At 51.0% G+C, this 23,210-nt stretch carries 20 protein-coding genes and 3 tRNA genes; 9 read left to right on the top strand and 14 right to left on the bottom strand.

Annotated elements, in window-relative coordinates:
• Positions 1–71: 71 nt before the first annotated feature.
• Genes ACYVIY_RS22245 through ACYVIY_RS22235 form a run of 3 tightly spaced genes read right to left on the bottom strand, consistent with a single transcriptional unit; the run spans position 72 to position 2,977 of the window.
• Entirely contained in the window at positions 72–1,247 is a 1,176-nt protein-coding gene (locus ACYVIY_RS22245; RefSeq protein WP_460978599.1) for an acetyl-CoA C-acyltransferase, read from the bottom strand.
• 23 nt (positions 1,248–1,270) lie between these two features.
• Positions 1,271–1,963 (bottom strand): tetratricopeptide repeat protein, encoded by a 693-nt coding sequence (locus ACYVIY_RS22240; RefSeq protein ID WP_460978598.1) that lies wholly within the window; start codon positions 1,961–1,963, stop codon positions 1,271–1,273.
• Positions 1,964–2,014: 51 nt separating this feature from the next.
• Entirely contained in the window at positions 2,015–2,977 is a 963-nt protein-coding gene (locus ACYVIY_RS22235; RefSeq protein ID WP_460978597.1) for a vWA domain-containing protein, read from the bottom strand.
• Between the two features lie 166 nt (positions 2,978–3,143).
• Between ACYVIY_RS22235 and ACYVIY_RS22230 the strand changes: the two genes are divergently transcribed.
• The 3 genes from ACYVIY_RS22230 (at position 3,144) to ACYVIY_RS22220 (ending at position 4,143) form a co-directional block, all read left to right on the top strand.
• Positions 3,144–3,230: transfer RNA gene (locus ACYVIY_RS22230), tRNA-Ser, on the top strand.
• Positions 3,231–3,318: 88 nt separating this feature from the next.
• A tRNA-Pro gene (locus ACYVIY_RS22225) sits at positions 3,319–3,392 on the top strand.
• Between the two features lie 346 nt (positions 3,393–3,738).
• Positions 3,739–4,143: a hypothetical protein gene (locus ACYVIY_RS22220; RefSeq protein ID WP_460978596.1), complete on the top strand. Its 405-nt coding sequence runs from the start codon at positions 3,739–3,741 to the stop codon at positions 4,141–4,143.
• 179 nt (positions 4,144–4,322) lie between these two features.
• Here the strand turns inward: ACYVIY_RS22220 and ACYVIY_RS22215 are convergent, their stop codons facing one another.
• Positions 4,323–4,655 (bottom strand): hypothetical protein, encoded by a 333-nt coding sequence (locus ACYVIY_RS22215; protein ID WP_460978595.1) that lies wholly within the window; start codon positions 4,653–4,655, stop codon positions 4,323–4,325.
• Positions 4,656–4,903: 248 nt separating this feature from the next.
• Between ACYVIY_RS22215 and ACYVIY_RS22210 the strand changes: the two genes are divergently transcribed.
• Positions 4,904–4,977, top strand: a tRNA-Arg gene (locus tag ACYVIY_RS22210).
• Positions 4,978–4,990: 13 nt separating this feature from the next.
• Here ACYVIY_RS22210 and ACYVIY_RS22205 read toward each other — a convergent pair.
• From ACYVIY_RS22205 to ACYVIY_RS22195, 3 genes are all read right to left on the bottom strand, one after another.
• The gene (locus tag ACYVIY_RS22205) at positions 4,991–5,530 is read right to left on the bottom strand and encodes a hypothetical protein (protein ID WP_460978594.1); all 540 of its coding nucleotides are present in this window, start codon (positions 5,528–5,530) and stop codon (positions 4,991–4,993) included.
• A 572-nt stretch (positions 5,531–6,102) separates the two neighbouring features.
• Positions 6,103–6,729, bottom strand: a complete 627-nt coding sequence (locus ACYVIY_RS22200) for a T9SS type A sorting domain-containing protein (RefSeq protein WP_460978593.1) — start codon at positions 6,727–6,729, stop codon at positions 6,103–6,105.
• A gap of 22 nt (positions 6,730–6,751) precedes the next feature.
• Positions 6,752–6,886 (bottom strand): hypothetical protein, encoded by a 135-nt coding sequence (locus ACYVIY_RS22195; protein WP_460978592.1) that lies wholly within the window; start codon positions 6,884–6,886, stop codon positions 6,752–6,754.
• Between the two features lie 437 nt (positions 6,887–7,323).
• On the opposite strand from ACYVIY_RS22195, the gene ACYVIY_RS22190 reads away from it, so the two are divergent.
• On the top strand, positions 7,324–8,172 hold the full coding sequence (locus ACYVIY_RS22190) for an NHL repeat-containing protein (RefSeq protein ID WP_460978591.1): 849 nt from the start codon (positions 7,324–7,326) through the stop codon (positions 8,170–8,172).
• Between the two features lie 279 nt (positions 8,173–8,451).
• Here ACYVIY_RS22190 and ACYVIY_RS22185 read toward each other — a convergent pair whose 3' ends face one another.
• The 7 genes from ACYVIY_RS22185 to nirB form a co-directional block, all read right to left on the bottom strand.
• Positions 8,452–8,859, bottom strand: a complete 408-nt coding sequence (locus ACYVIY_RS22185; RefSeq protein ID WP_460978590.1) for a response regulator — start codon at positions 8,857–8,859, stop codon at positions 8,452–8,454.
• A 167-nt stretch (positions 8,860–9,026) separates the two neighbouring features.
• Positions 9,027–9,398, bottom strand: a complete 372-nt coding sequence (locus tag ACYVIY_RS22180; protein ID WP_460978589.1) for a hypothetical protein — start codon at positions 9,396–9,398, stop codon at positions 9,027–9,029.
• Between the two features lie 166 nt (positions 9,399–9,564).
• Positions 9,565–9,780: a hypothetical protein gene (locus ACYVIY_RS22175; RefSeq protein WP_460978588.1), complete on the bottom strand. Its 216-nt coding sequence runs from the start codon at positions 9,778–9,780 to the stop codon at positions 9,565–9,567.
• Positions 9,781–10,129: 349 nt separating this feature from the next.
• Positions 10,130–10,798, bottom strand: coding sequence for a response regulator (locus tag ACYVIY_RS22170; protein WP_460978587.1), 669 nt, complete (start codon positions 10,796–10,798; stop codon positions 10,130–10,132).
• 2 nt (positions 10,799–10,800) lie between these two features.
• Positions 10,801–12,264, bottom strand: a complete 1,464-nt coding sequence (locus ACYVIY_RS22165; RefSeq protein ID WP_460978586.1) for an ATP-binding protein — start codon at positions 12,262–12,264, stop codon at positions 10,801–10,803.
• Between the two features lie 119 nt (positions 12,265–12,383).
• Entirely contained in the window at positions 12,384–12,743 is a 360-nt protein-coding gene (nirD, locus tag ACYVIY_RS22160; RefSeq protein WP_460978585.1) for a nitrite reductase small subunit NirD, read from the bottom strand.
• 37 nt (positions 12,744–12,780) lie between these two features.
• Positions 12,781–15,327, bottom strand: coding sequence for a nitrite reductase large subunit NirB (gene nirB, locus ACYVIY_RS22155; protein WP_460978584.1), 2,547 nt, complete (start codon positions 15,325–15,327; stop codon positions 12,781–12,783).
• Positions 15,328–15,604: 277 nt separating this feature from the next.
• Here nirB and cobA point away from each other — a divergent pair, with 277 nt between their 5' ends.
• From cobA to ACYVIY_RS22135, 4 genes are all read left to right on the top strand, one after another.
• Positions 15,605–16,366 carry a uroporphyrinogen-III C-methyltransferase gene (gene cobA, locus ACYVIY_RS22150; RefSeq protein WP_460978583.1) on the top strand — a complete coding sequence of 254 codons (762 nt, stop codon included), beginning with the start codon at positions 15,605–15,607 and terminating at the stop codon, positions 16,364–16,366.
• Between the two features lie 254 nt (positions 16,367–16,620).
• The gene (locus tag ACYVIY_RS22145; RefSeq protein WP_460978582.1) at positions 16,621–18,183 is read left to right on the top strand and encodes an alginate export family protein; all 1,563 of its coding nucleotides are present in this window, start codon (positions 16,621–16,623) and stop codon (positions 18,181–18,183) included.
• Positions 18,184–18,225: 42 nt separating this feature from the next.
• Complete coding sequence (locus tag ACYVIY_RS22140; protein ID WP_460978581.1) at positions 18,226–19,524, top strand: NarK family nitrate/nitrite MFS transporter; 1,299 nt, start codon at positions 18,226–18,228, stop codon at positions 19,522–19,524.
• A 48-nt stretch (positions 19,525–19,572) separates the two neighbouring features.
• Positions 19,573–23,148: a molybdopterin-dependent oxidoreductase gene (locus ACYVIY_RS22135; RefSeq protein ID WP_460978580.1), complete on the top strand. Its 3,576-nt coding sequence runs from the start codon at positions 19,573–19,575 to the stop codon at positions 23,146–23,148.
• Positions 23,149–23,210 lie beyond the last annotated feature (62 nt).

Below are 23,210 nucleotides of genomic sequence, written 5' to 3'. Positions count from 1 at the left end.
ATACGCACTAGCTGGCTAAACGGCAGCCTTCTAGCCAGCTAGTTAAATCTTTAGTCGATTGACGGAAGACGTTATAACTTCTCAAGGACTAATGCCGATGCGCCCCCGCCACCATTACAGATACCGACGGCTCCGTAGCGGCCACCGTTTTGCTGCAATACGTTGGTCAGCGTAGTCACAATGCGGGCACCCGAAGCACCCAGCGGGTGACCAATGGATACAGCACCTCCCAAGACGTTGAGTTTATCCTGAGGTACATTCAGAAGTTCACTAAACGCCAGAGGCACCACGGCAAAGGCCTCGTTTACCTCGAAATAATCGATATCGTCGGTGGTTAAACCGGCGCGTTCGAGGGCCAAAGGTACAGCTTTCGTCGGAGCCGTTGTAAACCATTGGGGTTCCTGTTCGGCATCGGCATAGGCCAAAATACGCGCCAGGGGCTTCAGGCCAAGTTCATCAGCTTTTTTCTGGCTCATGATTACCAGCGCCGAAGCACCGTCGCTGATCGGCGACGAACTGGCGGGTGTCACCGTACCACCAGAGGTGAAAGCGGCTTTGAGCGTCGGAATCTTGTCGTAGATAACGTTCTTGTATTCCTCGTCTTCGCTAACCGTTACGCTGCCTTTCCGACCGGCCACCTCAACGGGCACAATTTCAGCGCTGAACGTACCGTTCAGCGTGCTGGCTTCCGCCCGGCGGTACGACTGAACCGTGTAGGCATCCTGCGCTTCGCGGCTAATGGCGTATTTATCGGCCGTCTTATCGGCAAAAACGCCCATCGCGCACTGGTCATACACGTCAACGAGACCGTCGCGGGCTAAACCATCGACCAACTCCGCGTTGCCATATTTATAGCCAAAACGAGCTTTCGGTACGTAATACGGCGTGTTCGACATACTTTCCATACCGCCTGCTACGATCACGTCAGCCTGCCCTAGTTGTATTGTCTGAGCCGCCAGCATTATGGCTTTTGTGCCGGATGCACACACTTTGTTAATGGTTGTACAAGGGACGTTAGCGGGAATACCAGCTTTCAATGCCGCCTGCTTGGCCGGAGCCTGACCGACGTTGGCTGATACGACATTACCCATGTATACTTCCTGTACCTGATCGGGCTGTACACCCGCCCGGCTAAGGGCACCTTTAATCGCAGCCGCGCCGAGTTCGGTGGCCGTTAACGTTGATAATACGCCACCGAAACCACCAATCGGCGTTCGGACAGCAGAAACAATTACGACTTCGTTCATGATTGGATGTTGATGTAACGTGTTTACCAGCGATTGCCTTCGGGAGCTGGTTTCGTTGAGCGCCGGGCCGCCCGCGTCAGCGCATACGGCAGATCGTCGTTCTGCATCGCGTCGAGGAGTTGTAAAGCCTGCTCTTCGCTCAGGTTTAAACGCTTGAACCGACGTAACAGCTCGTCCTGACGCTCGGATCGTTCGACCTGCTGCCCACCCGACGGCTGAGGTTTATTGACCTCATTTGGCTGATTGGCGTTGGGTTTCTGACGTGACTTCTTTTGGGGAGTTCTGCCAGAATAGTACCTCTTTATTAACTCAAAATTGTACCGTGCGGGTTCATTATCGGGGTTTTCCAGGAGGGCTTGTTCAAATAAAGATAATGCAACGGCGCTATCACCCTCCAGACAGGCCAGTACGCCCAACTGGGTAGCGGCTCCGGTGCGTAAATCTGGTCGGTCAGAGCGAAGTAAGGTTTGGTACTGGGGCTTTGCCTGGCTGTAACGGCGTAGTTTGAAATACGTATGACCGAGGTTTAAACGTACGGCTGGATCAATCGTAGTTGTGGTCTTACTCAAATATGTATACAAACGTAACGCTTCGGCGTAACGACCGGTCTCATATGCTCGCTCGGCCTGCTGCCGGGCCTGATTATTCCGTGAAATCTGGTTTACTGGCAGCGGATCAGCCCAAAACAGCCAGGCGAAGATGAACAGATAGATCATACAGTACTAACGTTCGACCGGCCAAAAATAAGACGAAACCCTGAGATGAACTTACAACCGAAAAGTCCGGATGGTAATAACCAGATCGAGGACCAGCAAGAATAAAGCCGCAAGCAGAAAATAATAATACTTATTGGTCGAAACGGCAACTCGGTTCTGGTCAGTAACTCGTCCATGCAGTGATCGTAAAATACCTGCCAGCTCATTAACGTAGCGTCCGTCAGCGTCGGCCTCGATGTATTGACCTCGTCCGTCGCGGGCGAGTTCCTGCATAAATACCCGGTTGAGTCGGCTCCGGACAATCTGCCGATCGGCATCGCGCACGAAGTCGCGGCCTTCGCGGATGGATGATCCGGCTTCGGTACCCACGCCAACGGTAATAAGTGGTACGCCAAACGTGCGTAAACGGGCCAGTTCTGTGCGATCGCAGGACGTAAAATTCTCGCCATCGCTAAAGAGAACAATTGCTTTAACACTCTGATGAGTCGATGAGTCGGTAAGGAGTTTCTGACGGGCTAATTCGATGGCGCTGCACAAATCTGTGCCGCCCGTTGGCGAAACGCTCGTGTGCACCTCGCGCGTGAATTGTTTGAGTGCATCGTGATCGGCGGTTAACGGCGACAAAACAAAGGATTCCGATGAAGCTAGAATCAGGCCGAACCGATCGGCGGGTAATGTATCGCAGAGTTGCTGTACGTCGTATTTCACCCGTTCCAGACGCGTCGGTACAATATCACCCGCATCCATCGACCGCGAAATATCAACAATCAGAAACGCATCCCGGCCGGTTGCGACCAGATCACTGCTCGCTTCTCCGAACGACGGACCTAATAGGGCAATGATCAGCAGGGTGAGGTAACTACTACGCAAAAAAAACTTTGGCACCACGCCCCAGGCCGACGTATTTAGCTGACGAGCCAGCCAAAATGTGCGCCAGATGTAGAAACCATAGAGGCAAATGAAAATAATTATAAAAAAAAGTTCGGTCCTCGAAAATGGGTATAACCAGTTCATTTGGATTCGTAATCAGGCTGATGCGACGCTAATCGCGTATCGGGACTGCCGTCGGAAAGGGGCGAAATTAGCGATTGTGAAAAGATTTTCTGGCTTACCTCTTGCTGAAAAGATAGAATCACTCTATCTTTGTGTCCCAATCGTTCGGAAACGAATGGTTGAGCACGGAGAGATGCCTGAGAGGCCGAAAGGAACAGTTTGCTAAACTGTCGTACTGGTAACGGTACCGAGGGTTCGAATCCCTCTCTCTCCGCGGAGAAATTAGTTGTAAGGTTAGAGCGTTAACAGGTTGTATGTCTGATAAGATGTAAACTGAGCACTCGAAAACTTTCAACCACCTTCGGGGTGTAGCGTAGCCCGGTATCGCGCCTGCTTTGGGAGCAGGAGGTCGTAGGTTCGAATCCTGCCACCCCGACACACTAGTTAAGCACTTATCAGCAATGGTAAGTGCTTTTTTTATGCCTTTCGGTCGAGTATCGTCTTTGCTATCCTATTCATTCTGTATCTGCATATTCGGATTAGTGTAACGGTATCAGCTGCTGAATTTTTACGCTTCAATTATACCGCTCCGGCTGTTTATTGATGTATTGGCAGTTGGCTTTGTATCAGTTATGCCTTTGTCGAGATAATGTGCGCCCGAATTGGTGCGATAGGTATGATTTATACCTCTTGCTGGTTACTTGTGACGTCGGTTGCCGTCAATATAGCATGTGATGAGCTAGTAAATATTAGATGATCATTAATTGATAAATTGATGTTTTATGACTTTTAGTCAATTTTTTCTTGCTATAAATCTATGTGCTCATATTAATACGTATATATTAAAACTAACCGTAAGAGTACTTGCAATGGGCCGCGCACTCATAAATAAGACAATAAATTCTTTCTCCCAGAACCAGTGGATAGACGCCATTGACGCGTTTAATCAGTCATATTATCAGCTCGTTAGTGCTTATCTGAATCAGGGAAATAAGCCAGTAGGACTGTGTCCCAGTAAGCAGTTGTTGGCTCACATTTGGCAAATGGAAAACCAGTTAGAAGTTTTACTGGCTGACGCCGATGAATTAAATGGAGTAGAGGGCTTGGCCACCCACGCTGATTGTTTAAACAAGCTTACCCTGCAAGCTCAACTGATGCTTCAGCTAACGAGTCAACCGGCTTGTTAACGAAAAAGGGGTACTAAACGCAAATTTTCTGGGATGAGTTATATGCCGCTGACTAAAGGACACTGCTGGTTATTGGAAGATGCTTAAGATAACTGAATCTTACCTGTTGGTTAACCGGCACTACGTTGTTTGATATGTATGAGACCTACGTTGTCGAGAACGTTGATTGCTTATTTTAGCTACTCATGCGTGCCAACTATACCCGGAAATTCCGGGGTAATCTCTATCGGTTCCAGCTTTGTTACCGACACGATCAGGGTTGCCAGAGCTTCTTTCGTAACATCGTTGACCGTTAGTACCCAATCTGTAGACAGCACCCGATGCGTTTTATGCTGGATGGGGTTGCCAACGGTGTTATTCTTCTCGCCTTTCCGCGAACGGGTTACGTTAATGGCATCTCCTTCTTTAAAGGAAGGAACGAAACTAAAATAGCCATCAGCTAGTACAGATCCTTCTTTATCCGTTGAGCCAGGCTCGTAAAAAATCACTTTCAGGTCAGAATCCTTGGCCATGGTACTTGTTGTAGGCTTGGTAGTGTACAATTGCTAACTGCCACCAGCAAGTAAATGTTACGTAACGCAACCAAAGTTTGGGGGTATGAGTGTTTCATAAAGCGAAGTTAGCGGAGAAGAGCAAAGCCCAAAATCAATTTAGAAACGCTTATTTTGTAAAATACTTCCATTCGGCGTACTTTTGGTGCATATTGTATTTGCTCTGTCCCTTCATTATGTTGCTGGTATAGGCAAATACATCTAAAAAAGGTCCTGTAGCTCAGTTGGATAGAGCATCTGCCTTCTAAGCAGACGGTCAAGCGTTCGAGTCGCTTCGGGATCACGTTGACAATGAGCTAGATAACTTTGATGTCATCTAGCTCATTTGCTTTTAGGTACAACGTTAGTACAACAATTGTTTCAAATGTAGCTTTTTCCCTTAGTGTACTAGGCTCGTAACTGTGCTTCTTCAGCTCAAGCCATAACGTCTGAGTGTTCTTTTCTTTAAGAAGATAACCACCCGGGGTTTTTTCAATAAAATACTTACTTGGATTACGATCAACGGTTTGTGTCTTTCCTTCCGCTATTATTTGAATCGGACTATTCTGTATATAGAGTGAATCCCCAACTAAATGCCAGGTAAGTGGATTATCCTTAATAATTGTATCTCCATTTTTGACTCGGAATGCAGCCTTGCTATCCTGATATAAGATAAGATAAAGGTTTAAGTCATTTTCAGTCCTACTAGTGTCTGCCTCATCCCGCAGAATAAAAGTTTTATCAGCGAGGTCGATGATTCTGGTTGCCGTCTTGGAGTTAGCTACTTTTTGCCCTACTGTTAAGAAAGGCGTAAGAATCAATAGACTTAAAAAGTAAGTGATTTTATTGGCAGACATACTATGCTTGATTTTTAATTAAGTATAACTAAGTTGTCGAGTAGGAAGCAGCTACTGTGTGGCTTGCAATATTGATTTGCTAAAGCCTATTATTAAGCTTGCTAGGGTAAAAAGCCCGCCAACGAGAATAAACGTTAAGGCACCGGTTACGCACAACCCTTTCCCTTGAGTGCCTACTGCCATACCTGAAGAACTGATCATAAATGCCGCTAACGTGCTGACGCAACCAACTAGTATACTGCCTATTGTGCTTAGAAAAAGCAGTGAAGTTGATTGCCGAACCCGTTCTAAATTCGTTAGCTTAAGCAATGTTACAAGGGGGAGAGAGGTTACCAGTAACGGCAGCAGCAGAATCAGAACTAAGCGTGTAAGATAAGTTGCAGTGTCCATAAAACTTCGACGGTTACATGATTTGATTAATACCAATCTGGCTAAAATGTAACCGGTAAGTATGAGGCTAGCCTATAGGGTAACGCGACACGATAATGATCAGTCCAATAGTAAAGAAGAAGGTAAAGCACAAACAGCCCGACGTTCCTAGCGCCGGGCTGTTTGTTGGGTAGCTATTCAATTTATGGCTTAATCACCTTCACGCTCTGCCGCTGGACTGGTATACTCGCACCAGCTTCACTGATAACCTGTAAGAGGTAAAGACCTGAGCTTTGGGCTTGCAAATTCCAGTCAATGAGTTGTTGACTATTCGCCTGCGACCAGTGCTGCTGACGTATCGGCTTATCGCTCAGATCAACCAGCTCAACCTGCAAGGAACGTCCCTCTGCACCATGAATGGTAGCCCGTAGGCGATCCTGTTGAGTGGGGTTAGGTGCTATCTCCGCATGTAACGGTACTTCTAACTGTGCTATCTCTCGGACCTGGCAACTCGCATCTACGGTTAAGCGATATGGACCATATACTCTCACTGTGCCTGAGCGGTCCGTTACTTTCAGGTAGAAATTTCCTTGTGTGTTAGTCTGAGCGTTGATCAGCGTTAAGCTACTAGTGGACGTGCCCTGAAAAAGCTGGGGTGTTTCTATGAGTTTTGGACTAGTGAGCGTGTTCTTGTACCACCCGTACCGGATAGGATCGCCATCGACCGTTACGTTAATCACCGCCGTTCTACCCCGAAATACCGTTGGGTTGTTACCACCTAACACTGGCGTAGACGCTGTAGCCGTACAGCCGTTGTCTTGCCGAGTCACGGTTACCGAGTAAACGTCCGCTCTAGTGATCCTGGACGTGTTGGAACTGCTCCTCAGCAGCGCCCTGGCTGAAGGAGTAGCTGTAGCCCGCTCCTTCTGTAGCTGTAAGCGTCACGCTGGCGTTGGTAAACGACAATGACCTACTGTTGGTTAGCATAACACTAGGTAGTACGGTGTTCTGTCCGTCACCTATATTGTAGCCGTTGCTGTACAGCCGTTAATGCCGCTCACCGGTACGGTATACGTACCGGGCCATTGACCGTAGCTAAAGTAATTCCATCCTGCGTAACGGTGGACGAACCGGGTCCGGCAAAACTGTAACTAAGCGTACCTGTTGAACTGCTGGCAGCCGTCAGACTGACACTGGTCTGGGCACAGTGAAGTGGTCCGGTTTAGCGGTATACTAAGTTTGTCAGATACGGCAGCGGTGCGACTATACTTAAACAAGAACCAGGAAGTTGCCTTGTCAGGTTGAATACGTAATAGGCCATAAATCCGTAAACAAGGGCTGATTTAAGCGCAATTGATTATCTTGCCCACGCCTTTGGCTAGGCACCAGTATCTTGTTTTCTAATTGCGCTTAAACAGAAAATCATGAAAACATCCGTTGTACTTTTATTGAGCAGTGTATTGGCAGGTCTGTCTTTCGGTGTCCAGGCACAGTCAGTTACGTTACGTCCCGTCTGGGAAACCGATACGACCCTGCGAACGCCTGAGTGTGTATTGGTCGACCCTCAGAATAAAGCTCTGTACGTTGCCTGTATCAATGGCAACCCAACCCTTGAGAATAAAGGCAGCTATATTGCTAAACTGGACCTGAACGGTAAGGTGACCAAGCAGAAGTTTACCGACAACCTGAATTCAACGAAAGGGATGGGGCTGTTAGGAAACAAACTTTACGTTACCGAAATGACGCAGGTCGCTGAAATAGACCTGGCTACCGGTAAGATCCTGAACCGCTATCCTGTTCAGGGCGCTAAGTTCCTCAATGATATTGCCGTTGACAGCCAGAAAGGCGTGGTGTACGTCACCGACTCGAACGACAGTAAAATCTGGGCCCTAACCAGTGGCAAGATGAATCTTGTGTTAGAAGGCGCTCCGCTCAAAGGCACCAATGGTCTGCTGTTCGAAAACAATCAATTGCTGATTGGTAACGGAGATGGATCGCTGTTGAGCCTCAATCCCGCAACGAAGCAACTAAGCACGATAGCCAAGGGCATGGGTGGTATCGATGGTATTGTGGCCCTGGGCGATAAGCAATACCTGGTAACGGAATGGGGCGGAAAGATTTGGCATATCCGTGCAGACGGTACGCCGGAATTGAAGCTGGATACGTCTTCGCAAAAAATCAATTCGGCTGATATCGGCTATGACTCATCGACTAAACTGCTGTTCGTGCCTACTTTTTTCCATAATACTGTAAAAGCGTACTCGCTCAAGTAAGTTGGTAGAGGTTTTCTTTAGAGCGGTCTGGAACCGACTTAACAAGTTACCGGCCAGGATTTGCCGAAATTATTACGTAGCAACAGGGCTAAAAGGTTGCGATCGTATTGACCAACTAACGTAACGCCTTTGTGGGCTAGCTTCCGAGCGGATTTACCACTGCCGGAAAGCTAGCCCACAAAGGCGTTACGTTATGTTTATAAATTCCTTATCGTAAGTACACTACGTAGCTAGATTGATCCTTCAACGGGGCAGTATGACGACGGACGTTTCGTATGTTCAAGCCTGTTGCCCAACAGTAGGCAGACGTACTAATCCGAACCAGTATTGACACAAAGCGCGAATCTGCTCCAGGGTGTCTTGCTTGAAGACAACGGAGTTGGCCCCGGCTTCGTACAGGCGAATATTCTCGTCGTCAGATATGGAGCCTGTCCAGACGATGATTGGTATGTGACGCCAGGCTGCTGAATCGCGAATCCGCTTCACCAATTCTTCTCCTTTTACGACCGGCATACGGGCGTCAATCATGATGAGATCCGGTGAAGGCCCCAGTTGCATTTGCTGGAAGAGTTCCTCTGCGTCGCTAATGTGTGTTAGGTTAACCGTTTGTGTACATTCTTTAATCCGGGTAGCCAACAAGAGGAAGTCATCTTCATCATCATCTACCATTATCAAGTTGTATTCCATACGATGCGGCATTGAGGTCAGCAAAAGTACAATTCACCCTAAGGAAACCGGTCCCATTGGCTAGTTGGCGCGGTTTTACTTATTTTATGAATCAGTTTTACTCCGGTATCGACGACTTAGGCAGTGTATCGACAACAGACCAGACACGCTGACTGCGGCTGAGAGTCTTACTGCTCAGGCGGAAAGATTAAAGCACCTCCGTCGCCAACGGGCTGTAATACGGCAACGCCAATACCGGACGTGGCGCCTGCGGAGTCAGGCGTCTGCCCGTTGCCGAGAAACGTGATCACGTCCTGCTCAGCAGCGAACCCGTATTGATTGGCTACTGTCCGGCCCTGTAGCCAGGTCGGGTCAATGGATGAGTCGGCGGATTGTTGCGGAAAAATAAGCAGGTTTACAACCGTGAAGTCTTTAGATCGGGCCATTACGTCCAGGTACTCCGATTGACTTGCCTGTGTATGCCGTTTTGTGTTCAGAATCGTGAAATAATTTCCTTCATCTTCCGTATTGTGAAGGAGCCACTCGTAGATTGTTTCCATGTTGTTCAGATTGCCTGCATTAATAACCGATACGGTTCCGTAGTGTTATGGATAGCGAGAAAAGGAGACTTTAAATCGTTGTCGTAATAAACCTCACAGCGTAGTGTCGGGCAAAGCGTAGATCAGGAAGGGTGGGAGAGACCTATTGTAGAGAGCAGTAGACTGGTTAACCCAGCTGGTTTTCAATGTCCCGATATAACCTTACTGCCGACATGACGGCAACGTCCTGATTCTTAGCGATCCACAGGACTGTATCGACAATCAGATAAGCTTCCGGGTGACCCTGATAAATGCGCCAGACAGCATAGGCATCAGCGTACTCATGGCCAGTTTGACGGGCTATGTGGACTAATTGCTCAATATCTGAGGGCAGTGGATTCATGGCACAATCCACTAAAGATACAGGCCACACATTTATAATCAGTTGAGGTAACTGCTCATTAGGTTCACCGGGTGCTTCCATAACAGGCTGTTTTACAGAATATTATGTTAGCAAAAACAGTACCAATCAAACAAATCGGAAACGCATGTACCTATGATTACGAAGGGGTAACTTTTCGTCTTTATATGTTACCTATTAGTCATGAGTATAACCGTTGACGATACCGTCTAATCAATTATAAAATGGTAAAAAATAATATGAAAAAGTTGGCACGGGCGTCAACGTAACGGGCTGGCAAATGGTACGTTGCCGATCAGATAATCGTTGCGACGAACAGGAGATAAATTGCTTAGTTGCTTTTTTCGCGGAGGGCCAGCCGTACCAGTTCAACGGTGTTTTTAACCCCGGCCTTTTTAATGATGCTTGCTCGTTGGTTGGCGACCGTATTAGGGCTGACATCGAAGCGTTCGGCGATCTCGCGGTTGCTCATACCTTCGGTCAGACAGGTGAGGATCTGGGCTTCCCGTGTGGTGATTTTATGCCAGATCGATCCAGTATTGACCGAGCTTAACTCATCGCTGGTGAGGGTGTTGTTGGGCGAAATAAAGTGCTTGATAATAATTGACGACGCCCCTGGTGGGTAATACAGTTCGCCCGTTGCGACCATACGTACCGCCTGCAAAATCTCTTCTTCGCGGGTATCTTTCAGCAGGTACCCGGCTGCACCGCTCCGAACGGCGTTTAGAACGTAGTCTGGGTTATTGTGCATACTGAAAATCAGGATGCGTACTGTACTATATTGCTGCGATACAACTTTCGTTACTTCCAGGCCAGACATGCGGGGCATGGTAATGTCAAGCAGCATGACATCGGGCTTACTACTGGCAATGAGTTCAATGGCTTCGTCGCCATCTGTAGCTTCTCCCACGATCTGAATATCATCTTCGTCTTCGAGTAAGGTCCGGATGCCTTTTCTTACTACGGAGTGGTCGTCGGCAATCAGCAGTCGTATTGGCATAGTTAGTTGGCGGAAGAATCGGGTACGGTCAATCTGACCATTACTTTTGTACCTTTTCGAGGTTTTGAACTTATCGTAAAGTCGCCCTGCAACAGGCGGGCGCGGGTGCGCATATTTTCCAGTCCATGACTTATCGACAGCGGCTGCGGCTGGGTTTGGTTTGGGACCGTAAAACCCCTTCCATCATCCTCTACTGTTAAGGTTAGTTTCGCTTTAGTACGTTGAAGGCTGATCCGAATGCTTTGTGCATCAGCGTATTTAAGGGCATTATTGAGCGCTTCCTGAGCAATACGGTATAAACCGATTTCGACGAGTGGATTGAGTCGTTTTTCGGAGCCGGAGCCTTCAAACGTAACCCGGCTGGCTGAGGAATTGGCCGTTTGTTCGGCCAGGAGCTGCAACGTAGCGTCCAGCCCGAAGTCGCCTAGTACCGAAGGCATAATGTTATGCGAAATCTGGCGGGTTGTCTGGATTATGTCCTGAATCAGTCCGCACAGTTCTTCAAACCGCTTTCGTTGCTTTTCATCCGGCAAGGGACTTTTTTTGAGCTTCTCGGCCATAAGCTTGAGGCCGGTCAGCATTTGCCCGATGCCATCGTGGAGTTCGCGGGCGAACCGCCGTCGTTCGTCTTCCTGGCCTTCAATCAACGCTGCCGAGCGGACCATATCTTCCGCCCGCTGCAACTGGTATTTCTCGGCCGTTGTGCGCAGCAGCTCTTCCTGCGTCTGCAGTAATTTACGATTTGCCGCTTCCAGGTCAAGATTCGCCCCTTCCAGCCGACTATTGGCCAGTTGCAGGGCTTCTTCGGATTCGGCAAGTTTCCGGATGACCTGCTGGGTCCGCCGAACCACCGGTCGGAAAATCAGGAAGCCTTCAACCAGCAAGGTTAGCAACGTAGCGGAGCCCAACAACCACTCAATCTGTTCGAGGTGCTTAACGCGGGCGAAACTTTCGGCATCGAACTGAAAAACGATGTCGTTCATTTGCTGGAGGTAGGCAGGCTCCTGCGCGAGAATAACCTGCAGAGCGCGTTGTTGCTGGTCGGGCGTACTACGGGCATCGTTCACGCGGACAAAACTTTCGTAGATGGCCTGATAAACCGGCTGAATTTGCCGAAACATCGCGTCGAGTTGTTCGCTTTTCCGCACTACGTAGGTTTGCTCCATGACCAGCGCCCCCCGCTGCAATTGCTGATGATTAGTGCTCCACGCGTTCAGCAACGAATCGAAAGGGGCCTGATCGGCCGCGGGTATGCCCGTACTGCGCAAAAGAATGAGTTTGGTCAGGCGCTGGCTGAGCATCCGCTGGCGACCCGCTACGTTAAGCACGCGGCCGTCGTCGTTCAGGTTATTGATCGTGTGTTTGATGAACAGAAGCCCACTAACGGTCAACAACGCAATTACGGTCAGGGCAATGACGTAAAAGCGCGTAAGTCGGCGGGCTACCTGCTGATCGAGTTGCTGCATAGTCTTTTTCTTCGGTCATTCATGGTCATTACGTAGTCATTAGCTGCGCTGTCATTGATGAGCTGACCTTAAATGACTATCAATGACAAGGCAGCTAATGACTACGTAATGACCAATATTTAGTCGGCGAGTCCGATGTAAACGAACTCGTTTTTTACCATGATGGGATACGTATTGATCTGGTATTCGCTGTCGGTGAGACAGTTGCCAGTTTCGAGCGAAAACGTCTTTTTATGAAATGGACAGGCTACTTTCGGCTCATCGCCCTGGCTGCCGATCATGCCCCTGGCCAGCGCCATTTGCTGCCGGTGCGGACATTCGTTGTCGGTAGCATACCATTTGCCCCGTCGGGCGTAGTGAAAGAGGGCAATCTGCCGACCGTTGATGAGCACACAGGCTCCGCCGTCGGCGGGTACATCCGTTACGTGGCAAGCGGGGTGCCACGTAATTTCTTCGGTATCAATGAGAATGGATTCCATGGGATATAGGTTGTATGGGATTGAGAACGGGTTTGGACTAACGCCACTCTTTCGCGCGTTTCTGGCTGCGAAGCGGTTCGAACTGCACCGACGGATCTTTCTGCTGGGGCGCGTTGATAAAATGAGAAAAGCGCTGGCGTAGATGCGGGGTTTCGACCGCTTCTTTCCATTCGCAGGCGTAGTTGTCGATCAGCCCCTGCATTTCGCGCTCCAACTCCCCGGCAATGCCCAGCACATCATCGACGATCACCGCTTTCAGATAAGTCATGCCGCCTTCCATTTTGTTGAGCCAGGTTGCGGTGCGGGTGAGTGGATCGGCGGTTTTGATGTAGAACATCAGGAAGCGGTCAATCAACCGCACGCAGGTGGCCTTATCCACATCCGACGCCAGTAACTGGGCATGCTGTGGTTTGGAGCCGCCATTGCCGCATACGTAAAGATTCCAGCCTTTTTCGGTGGCAATGATACCGAAGTCTTTGCTTTGCGCTTCGGCACATTCCCGGATGCAGCCCGATACGCCGGATTTGAGTTTGTGCGGGGCCCGGATGCCTTTGTACCGTTCTTCTACCTCCACGGCGAACGTAACGGAATCCTGAACGCCAAACCGGCACCAAGTGGAGCCAACGCAGCTTTTAACGGTACGTAACGCTTTACCATAGGCATGACCACTCTCGAAACCGGCGGCAATCAGTTCTTCCCAAATGGCAGGCAGGTCGTTCAGGTGCGCACCGAACAGGTCAATTCGTTGCCCGCCGGTGATTTTCGTGTAGAGGTCGTATTTCTTGGCAACCTGACCAATCACGATCAGCTTCTCGGGTGTTATCTCGCCAGCGGGAATGCGGGGCACCACCGAGTACGTACCGCCTTTCTGAATATTCGCCAGGAAGCGGTCGTTGGAGTCCTGAATCGTTGCCCGGTCTTTTTCAAGGATATTTTCGTTCCAGAGGCTGGCCAGCACAGATGCCACGGCGGGTTTGCAGACTTCACAGCCGTCGCCTTTTCCAAACTGATTCAATACGTTCCCGTACGTTCTCAGACCGTTGATCTTGACGAGATCCAGCAACTCCTGGCGCGAATAGTCGAAGTGCTCGCAAATTACGTTGCGGACGTATTGACCCTGCTGTTTAAGTACGCCCTGGAGCAGGTCTTTAACCAGGGGGGTGCAACCTCCACACCCCGTGCAGGCTTTGGTCGCTTTTTTGAGCTGATCGAGCGTAGTATGGCCATTATCGGTGATCTCGGCGCATAAGGCGGCTTTCGTTATGGCTTCGCAGGAGCAGATGAGTGCATCGTCGGGCAGGCCCATCACGCCCCCACCGGATGAGGTTCCACCGGTTTCACTGCCCCGAGAACCAAGAATGAGATCTTCGGGGTCGGGTGGTAGGATAATTTTGTTCGTACAGGTTTGCAGGAGCATATTATACTGCTCAGCCTCGCCCACCAAAACCCCGCCCAGCAGTTGGCTGCCGTCGGCCGTTACGTTGATTCGCTTGTAAACGCCTTTTGCCTTGTTTTCATAGCAGATCGTGCGGCAGTCGGGACCCTCGGCAAAGGGGTTGCCGAAGCTGGCTACGTCTACGCCAATCAGCTTCAGCTTCGTCGACATGTCGAAGGGCTTAAACACTTTTTCCTGACCAAGCAGCCGAGCCGCAACCACCCCAGCCATTTCGTACCCAGGCGCTACGAGTCCGTAGATCATCTGATGCGCCAAGGCGCACTCGCCGATGGCGAAAATAGACGGGTCGGATGTTTGCAAAAACTCGTTGACAACAATTCCCCCGCGCGGATGCGTGTCCAGTCCGGCGCGTTTGGCCAGCTCGTCGCGTGGACGAATACCAGCCGAAATAATGAGCATGTCGACGTCCAGCACGGACCCATCGGTAAACTGCATGCCTTCGATCGTATCGTCGCCGATGATGGCCTGGGTGTTTTTAGCAAGGTGAATGTTCAGTCCCAGCGATTCGAGTTTGTATTGGAGAATCTGCGAGCCGGCATCATCGATCTGGCGGGGCATGAGCCGAGTCGCAAACTCAACCACGTGAGCCTCCTGCAAACCCAGATCAAGCAACGCTTTGGCGGCTTCAAGACCGAGCAACCCTCCGCCCAACACGGCTCCACGACCTCCCGTATTGCGTCGGATTTTTTGTGCATAGGACGTAATATACTCCAGGTCCTCAATGGTCCGATAGACAAAGACGCCTTCTTTTTCAACGCCGGGAATCGTGGGTACAAAAGCACCCGAGCCAGTTGCCAGCACCAGGTAGTCATAAGAGACCAGAAGGCCGTGGTGTGAGCGGACCTCTTTGCGGTCCCGATCAATGGCAACCACCGGGTCGGAAAGATGCAGTTGGATACCCTGTTCAGTGTACCAGTCGCTGGTAGCCAAGGCCAGATCGTCAGCGGTTTTTCCCGCGAAATACTCACTCAGATGAACCCGGTCGTAGGCCACGCGGGGTTCTTCGCCGAAAACGGTCAGCGCAAACCGATGTTCCTCTTTTTGGTAGGCCATAAGTTTTTCGCAGAACTTATAGCCCACCATGCCGTTGCCAATGACAACAACCCGCTTGTTTGTGTTTGTTAGCATAGTTACTTGTGACTATGTTAGTATAAAAACCCTGTTTTTTAATTGTAATAATCTAAGAAAATGCCCCCATCTGTTAGATAGTATTACGGTTCAAACTTAAACTGTTATTTGGTTAATTCCTAGTATTAAATTTGTCAATAGTTAATTCTTAAAGCATAAATTATTGAAAAGGCTTGTTTTTTAGAATATGTGCTATACTTTTGAACCACAAATCAGCACAAAAAGCGTTTTGTGTTAATAGTACATTATTAATAATTACCTATAGTATAAAAGTACTATGAAGCCAAAGCTGACACTCGTGGGGGCGGGGCCGGGCGACGGTGAATTGATCACCTTGAAAGGGATTAGAGCACTCCAGCAAGCCGACGTAATTCTTTATGATGATTTGGCCAATGCCAGCTTGCTTGACTTTGCGCCGGAACAGGCTGTGAAGAATTACGTCGGTAAGCGGGCGGGGCAACCATCGGTCTCGCAGGACGAGATCAACCGGAGTATTGTCCGGCTAGCCCGGCGGTTTGGCCACGTAGTACGGCTCAAAGGCGGTGATCCGTACGTATTCGGCCGGGGCTACGAGGAATGCCTTTACGCCAGGCAGCACGGCATCGACTGCGAGGTCATATCGGGGGTGTCGAGTTGCATTTCGGTACCAGCCTCGCAGGGGATTCCGGTTACGTGCCGGGGTGTCAGCGAAAGTTTTTGGGTAATTACCGGCACTACGCAGCACGGCGAACTATCGGACGATATGCGCCTGGCGGTGCAGTCGAAAGCGACGGTGGTGGTGCTGATGGGATTGAATAAACTAGAGGAAATATGTGCTATGTACAGCCAGTACGGCCGGGGGCATTTGCCGATGGCGGTTGTGCAGAACGGGACGCGCACCAACGAACGGTGCGTGGTGGGGCAGGTCTGGGAAATGCCGCGTCTGATGGCCGAGCAGGGTGTGGGGGCGCCCGCTGTACTGGTCATCGGCGAGGTGGTTGCGCTTCATCCGTCGTATACGATGGAATACTTACGCAGCCTACCCGTGGCTTACTCGTGAAAAAAGCCGATCCGGTGTGGGGGCACCTTTGGATCGGCTTAACAGGGTTGTCTATGTTTAACACAAACGCTTCAAAGAAAATGAAAAAAAGCGACTAACGCAACTTTGCCTCTCCGGTCGGTCGGGTAGAACAGGCCTCTGTTTTCAAGCGCCTGCGCCGACCTCATCACCTGCTTCTGACTGCCTTTCCTGTTTACCCGATTCGGGTATCCCTGCTCTTGCATTGCCGTTCCAAACACGCTCACTGTCTTTTCATGAAATCATATCTACTACGGCTGGTGCTGGGTTGTATGCTGGTGACAGCCGCACAGCCTGATCTTTTCGCTCAGTTTTCGCTGGTCGGTCAGCTCCGCACACGCACTGAAGTCCGAAACGGGCTGGGCAACCTAGCCCCGAAAAATAGCCCTTCAGCGGTATTCACGTCGCAGCGTGCCCGACTGACCTTCAATTATAAATGGGACCGCATTACGTTCCAGACGGCCGTGCAGGATGTGCGCGTCTGGGGGCAGGATGCGGCTACGATTAACAACGCGGATGGCAACCGGCTGATGATGCACGAAGCCTGGGCGGAGGTGACGCTGGCTAATCACGCCGACAGCACCATACACTTTACAGCTATTCAGAATCTGTCGCTGAAGATTGGTCGGCAGGAACTGGTATACGACGATGTGCGGCTGTTGGGCAACCTCGACTGGCTCCAGCAGGGCCGCCGGTTCGATGCGGCTTTGCTCAAGGCCCAGCACCACGGCTGGGCGCTTGATCTGGGTGTTGGGTTTAACCAGAACACCGATGCGTTCGGAACGGTCGGTACGTATTACACGGCTGGTAACGTACCCGCTTCGGCCTTGTCGACCCAGAACGTAACGCTGGCAATTCCGGCGGGTTTTTTGCCGACTAGTGGCAAAGGGGGGGCTCCGGTACTGGCGACGCCCTTAAGTACCAACGGCCAGAATCAGCAGTTCAAGTCGTTTCAGATGGCGTATCTGAGTCGTACGTTCAACGGGTCGGCGTTCGGGCAGGTTAAATTCTCGGGGCTCGTCTTTAAAGATGATTTCCAGAAGTACCGAATCGACTCGCTCGGCAACGCGGCCCAAGGTTACGTATATGGGAGACGGTACGACGTAGCGGGGGTTAACTCCCGCATAACCTACGGCGGTATGCTGATCGGGCAACTCGGAAACGCTACGTCTCGATTAGGTAAAGTGCAGTGGCAGGCGTTCGCCTACGGCCAACGTGGAAAAGATCGGGATGGTTTAACGCTCCGAAACGCGTACCACTACGGTGCCAACGTACTGATTCAAAAAGGGCCGCTCAGTTTTGGTCCGGGCTACGAAGTGCTGTCCGGTAATAATGCCACAACAATTCAGGCCGGTGAAACAAGTCGCTTTGACCCGCTGTACGGGACTCCACACCGCCATTGGGGCTATATGGATTACTTCTACGTGGGTACCGGATCGCCAGCGGGTGGTCTGAAGGATGCATTTCTAAAGTTCAAATACACGGGTAGTCGCCTGACAACGGGTCTGGACGTACACTATTTTGCCCTGGCCGCACCTACGTACAACAAAATGCCCGATGCCCCCTCGGGTGCTCTGGTTGATGCTAAGCTGGGTATGGAGTATGACTTCACGGCGACTTACAGCCTCAACAAGTTTACGATGCTGGAATTCGGCTACTCGATCATGAGCGGCACCAACAGCCTTGAGTACGTTAAACAAGGTACGATGAACCAGAAGAATAAACTCGGTACCTGGGCGTACCTGATGATTAACATCCGACCTGAATTTTTAAACACCAAACCTGTGGCTGCTCGGTAAGTCACATCAACTCATTTCTGTCTTTCAACACCGTTTATCGATATGCAACCAACATTGAATAAACCACTGGATTCGCTGAACATCTTCCGCGTTAAGGGCGTACAGATGCGCAGCTTTCATTTGAGCTGGCTAGCCTTTTTCGTTTGCTTCTTTGGCTGGTTCGGTCTGGCTCCACTCATGAAAGTCATTAAAGACGATCTGGGGCTGAGCAAAGAACAAATCGGCAACATCATCATCGCATCGGTAGCGGTTACGGTGGTAGCGCGTATTGCCGTGGGTAAACTTTGCGATACCTGGGGACCTCGTAAAACGTATACCACCCTGCTGGCGCTGTGCTCGATTCCGGTCCTGCTGGTAGGACTGGCTCACAGTTACACTTCGTTTCTGCTGTTTCGTCTGGCCATTGGCGTTATCGGCGCGTCGTTTGTGATTACACAGTACCACACCTCGGTCATGTTCGATAAAAAGATTGTTGGTACGGCCAATGCCGTGGCCGGTGGCTGGGGAAACCTGGGCGGGGGCGTCACGAACATGGTGATGCCCCTGATCTTTGCCGGTTTTGTGGGGTTGGGGTACCTGCCTGCTTCGGCCTGGCGGCTGGCGATGATTGTGCCGGGCGTTGGCTTGCTCATTATGGCGGTGCTCTACTGGAAATACACGCAGGATACACCCGCCGGAAATTTTGATGTACTTCCCGACCGTCAGCAAAAAGCTCAAAAAGGCAGTTTGGCCGATGCCGCCAAAGATTACCGCACCTGGGCGTTATTCCTGGCCTACGGTGCCTGCTTTGGTATTGAAGTAACATTTGACAACGTAGCGGCCCTGTTCTTCGCCGAGAAGTTTGAGGCCAGTCTGACCATGGCCGGTGTACTGGCGGGTTCTTTCGGATTCATGAACCTGTTTGCCCGCGCCCTGGGCGGTATTCTGGCCGACAAAGTTGGACGTCGGTTCGGGATGCGCGGCAAGGGCCTGCTACTGGCCGTACTGCTGGTATTGGAAGGAGCCGGTATTGTGTATTTCGGGATGACGGGTAATCTGACGATGGCGATTGTCGCAATGGTGCTGTTTGCCTTGTTCCTGAAAATGGCTAATGGGACTACCTACGCCATTGTGCCCTTCATCAATCGAAACGCATTGGGCTCCGTAAGCGGAATCGTTGGGGCTGGTGGCAACGTCGGGGCCGTGCTGGCGGGGTTCCTGTTCAAATCGTCGACGATCTCGTATTCAGAAGCTTTCATCTATATCGGTGTCGCCGTAGCGGTTGTCGGTGGCATTATAGCGCTGACGCGGTTCGCCAAAGCGGAGGTAGCCGTGGTTGAAGCCGATCTGGCCGTCGCCTGATCGATAACCCGGCAACGTTACGTTCCGATTACTTAAATCCAGTCTGCAATGAATACCCAGCCAACCCAACATCAAACAACCTGCTGCTATTGTGGCGTAGGCTGTGGCGTTATCGTGAATCAGGAGGCTAACGGCCGCATCACAGTCGAAGGGGACAAGCAACACCCGTCGAACCGGGGAATGCTTTGCTCGAAAGGGATGAACCTGCATTATACAGTAATGGATCAGTCGGATCGCTTGCTCTATCCACAGATGCGGTTCAACCGGTCGATGCCGTTGCAGCGGGTGAGTTGGGACACGGCTCTGGAACGTACTGCGGCTGTGTTCCGCAGCCTGATTCAAAAATACGGGCCGGATTCGGTGGCGTTCTACGTATCGGGGCAGTGCCTGACGGAAGAGTATTACCTGGTCAATAAGCTCATCAAAGGGTTTATTGGCTCCAATAATATGGACACAAATTCGCGGCTTTGCATGAGTTCGGCGGTAGCGGGGTACAAGCTGTCGCTGGGCGAGGATTCTGTGCCGGTTTGCTACGACGACCTCGAAGAAGCCGATGTGTTCTACGTACAGGGGGCTAACCCGGCCTGGTGTCATCCTATTCTCTGGCGACGTATTGAAGCGCATAAAGCCGCTAACCCAACTGTTAAAATTATCACTGTCGACCCGCGCCGGACGGATACAGCGCGCTCATCCGATCTGCATCTGGCCATTCGACCCGGCACCGACATTGTCCTGAACAATGCCCTTGGTCGGTTACTGATCGAAAATGGTTATACCGACGACGGGTTTATCGTCGATCATACCGATGGTTTCCTGGCTTACCGGGAACAGGTGATGCAACGTACCATTGAGGAAGCCGCCGAGCTTTGTGGAATTGATGCCGAGGCCATTCGGCAGGCTGCCAACTGGATCGGACGGTCGAAAGGATTTCTGTCGCTCTGGACTATGGGGATGAATCAGTCGGTGGTGGGCGTCAATAAAAATCTGTCACTTATAAATCTGCACCTGATCACGGGGCGGATTGGTAAACCGGGTAATGGGCCATTTTCGTTAACGGGGCAGCCCAACGCCATGGGCGGTCGTGAGGTGGGTGGGCTAGCGAACGGGCTGCCCGCCCACCGGGACGTAACAAACGCCCGCCACCGCGCCGACCTCGAAACGTTCTGGAGCAGTCCGGTCAAGATCGCCGACAAACCGGGTCTGACGGCCACCGAAATGTTCGAGGCACTCGCTGATGATCGGCTGAAGGCCATCTGGATTATCAATACCAATCCGCTGGTGAGCTTACCCGATCTTACTGCCGTCGAAACCGCTCTGAAAAAAGCGCGTTACGTAGTGGTACAGGACGTATCGAATCGGGCCGATACGGTCGCATTTGCCGACGTTGTACTACCAGCCGCAGCCTGGCTTGAAAAAGAAGGTACCATGACCAATGCCGAACGGCGAATTACGTACCTGCCGAACGTGCTTGACGCCCCCGGCGAAGCCTTGCCCGATGCCGAAATTATTTGGCGATTCGCGCAGAAAATGGGCTTTGGTTCGGCCTTTTCCTATAATAGTGCCGCCGACGTGTATCGGGAGTACACGCAGATTACCGCCGGGACAAATGTAGACGTAACGGGTGTCAGTTACGAACTGCTGAAGGCAAACCGAAGCGTACAGTGGCCTTATCCGGCTACAGGAATTAGAGAAGAGACGGAAACGTCTGGAACGAAGCGATTATTTAAAGACCACCTCTTTTATACGCCGAATCAGCGCGCGCAGTTACACGCCGTACCGGATGGTAATGCCTCCGAGCCTACTGACGACGACTTTCCGCTTGTATTAACCACGGGCCGCGTTCGTGACCAGTGGCACACCATGACCAAAACCGGGCAGGTGGCGAAGCTAAATCAGCATACACCCAGCCCTTTTTTACAAATTCATCCGCAGGATGCTGAAGCCCGCGCTATTCAGGAGGGGCAACTGGTGACCATCAAGAGTCGGCGCGGAGAAGTACGTGTGAAGGCACAACTGACTGACGATGTGCGACCGGGTTTGTGCTTCCTGCCCATGCACTGGGGTAAATTTCTGAGCAGTAACCTGGCGCGCGCCAACAACCTGACGAACACGCTCATCGATCCGCGTTCGAAAGAGCCTGATTTTAAGTTTTCGGCGGTAGAGGTGATGCCTTACCACAAGCCGGTTGAAAAAATCATCATCATCGGCACCGGCTCAGCCGGGCTGGGCTTCATCAATACGTATCGAACACTCAATTCAGCGGATGAGATCCGCGTCTTTTCCAAAGAGATTTACCCGTTCTACAACCGAGTGCTGTTGCCGGACTATATCAGTGGCGCACAGCCGTGGGAGCAGCTCGTACGACTGCGCGAGGAGCAGTTTGAGGAAGCCAATATTACTGTTCACAAAGGCGTTAGCATCGTTCATATCGACCGCAAGAACAAAGTAGTTACGGACAGTAACGGAGCTGAACATACGTACGATAAGCTCGTGCTTGGCATGGGTAGTCGGGCCTTCATGCCCAAGGGTGTACCTCGGTTGCCGGGTATTTTCAATATGCGGTCACGGCTGGATGCTGACTCGCTGCTGCCTTTTCTGCGGCAACCGGTTGTGGACGGTACGTCGTCCGAACGTACAGCAGCAACCGCTGAAACGCCAACGGCCGTCATTGTCGGTGGTGGGTTATTAGGTCTTGAACTGGCGGCTTCGTTACGGCACATTGGCGTTGGCGTAACGGTTATTCAGCGGAGCAGCCGCCTGATGGAACGCCAGCTCGATCCACTGGCTAGTGAACTGCTGTATCAGGAATTGTCGGAGCGGGGTATAGCTATTTATTTTAACGATGAGGTACAAACGTTTACCGGTACCGATCGGGTTACGGCTGTTCAGTTGCGCTCGGGCCGAAAAATTGCCTGTGATGTGGTTGTTATCGCCATCGGTACCGTCCCGAATATTGAACTCGCCCGCGAATCCGGACTGGATTGTAACCGGGGTATTCTGGTGAACGATTACCTGCAAACGTCAGATCCTGACATCTTTGCCGCTGGCGAAATAGCGCAGTGGCGGGGCGAAATGTGGGGCATTACGTTAGCCGCCGAACAACAGGCCGAAGCTGCCGCCCGCTTTATAGCAGGGGATGTGACCCAGCCCTACCGAGGAAGCGTTCCGCTGAATATACTGAAGATGGAGGGCTTACATCTGTGCAGCATTGGGATGGCCGAAGCTCCGCCGGACGACCGCAGCTACGAAGAGATTGTGTTCATTGATAAGGCCCGGCGTTATTACAAGAAGTGCATTGTGCATCAGGATAAACTGGTTGGGGCCATCCTGATCGGTGATAAAAATGAATTCCAGGAGTTTCGCGAGCTGATTGCCAACGGCATAGAACTGTCCGATAAGCGGCTTCAACTCCTGAGAGCCAGCAAGAAAGTAGACCCTGTAGAAGGAAAATTAGTGTGCTCGTGCAATAACGTGGGCCAGGGAAATCTGGAGCGGGCCATTCAGGCGGGTTGCCTGGATTTTCAACAGCTGTGTCAGAGAACAGGCGCGGGAACCGGCTGCGGATCGTGCCGTCCTGAAGTACGTAGTATTCTTTTATCAATGAGAGAATTGGTGAATGAGTGATTGAGCGAATGCTTAGAGGCTTGTTTCATTCGCTCAATCACTCATTCGCTTAATCACTAATT

Source organism: Spirosoma knui (assembly GCF_054780635.1).
This window is presented reverse-complemented; position numbering and strand designations above follow the sequence as displayed.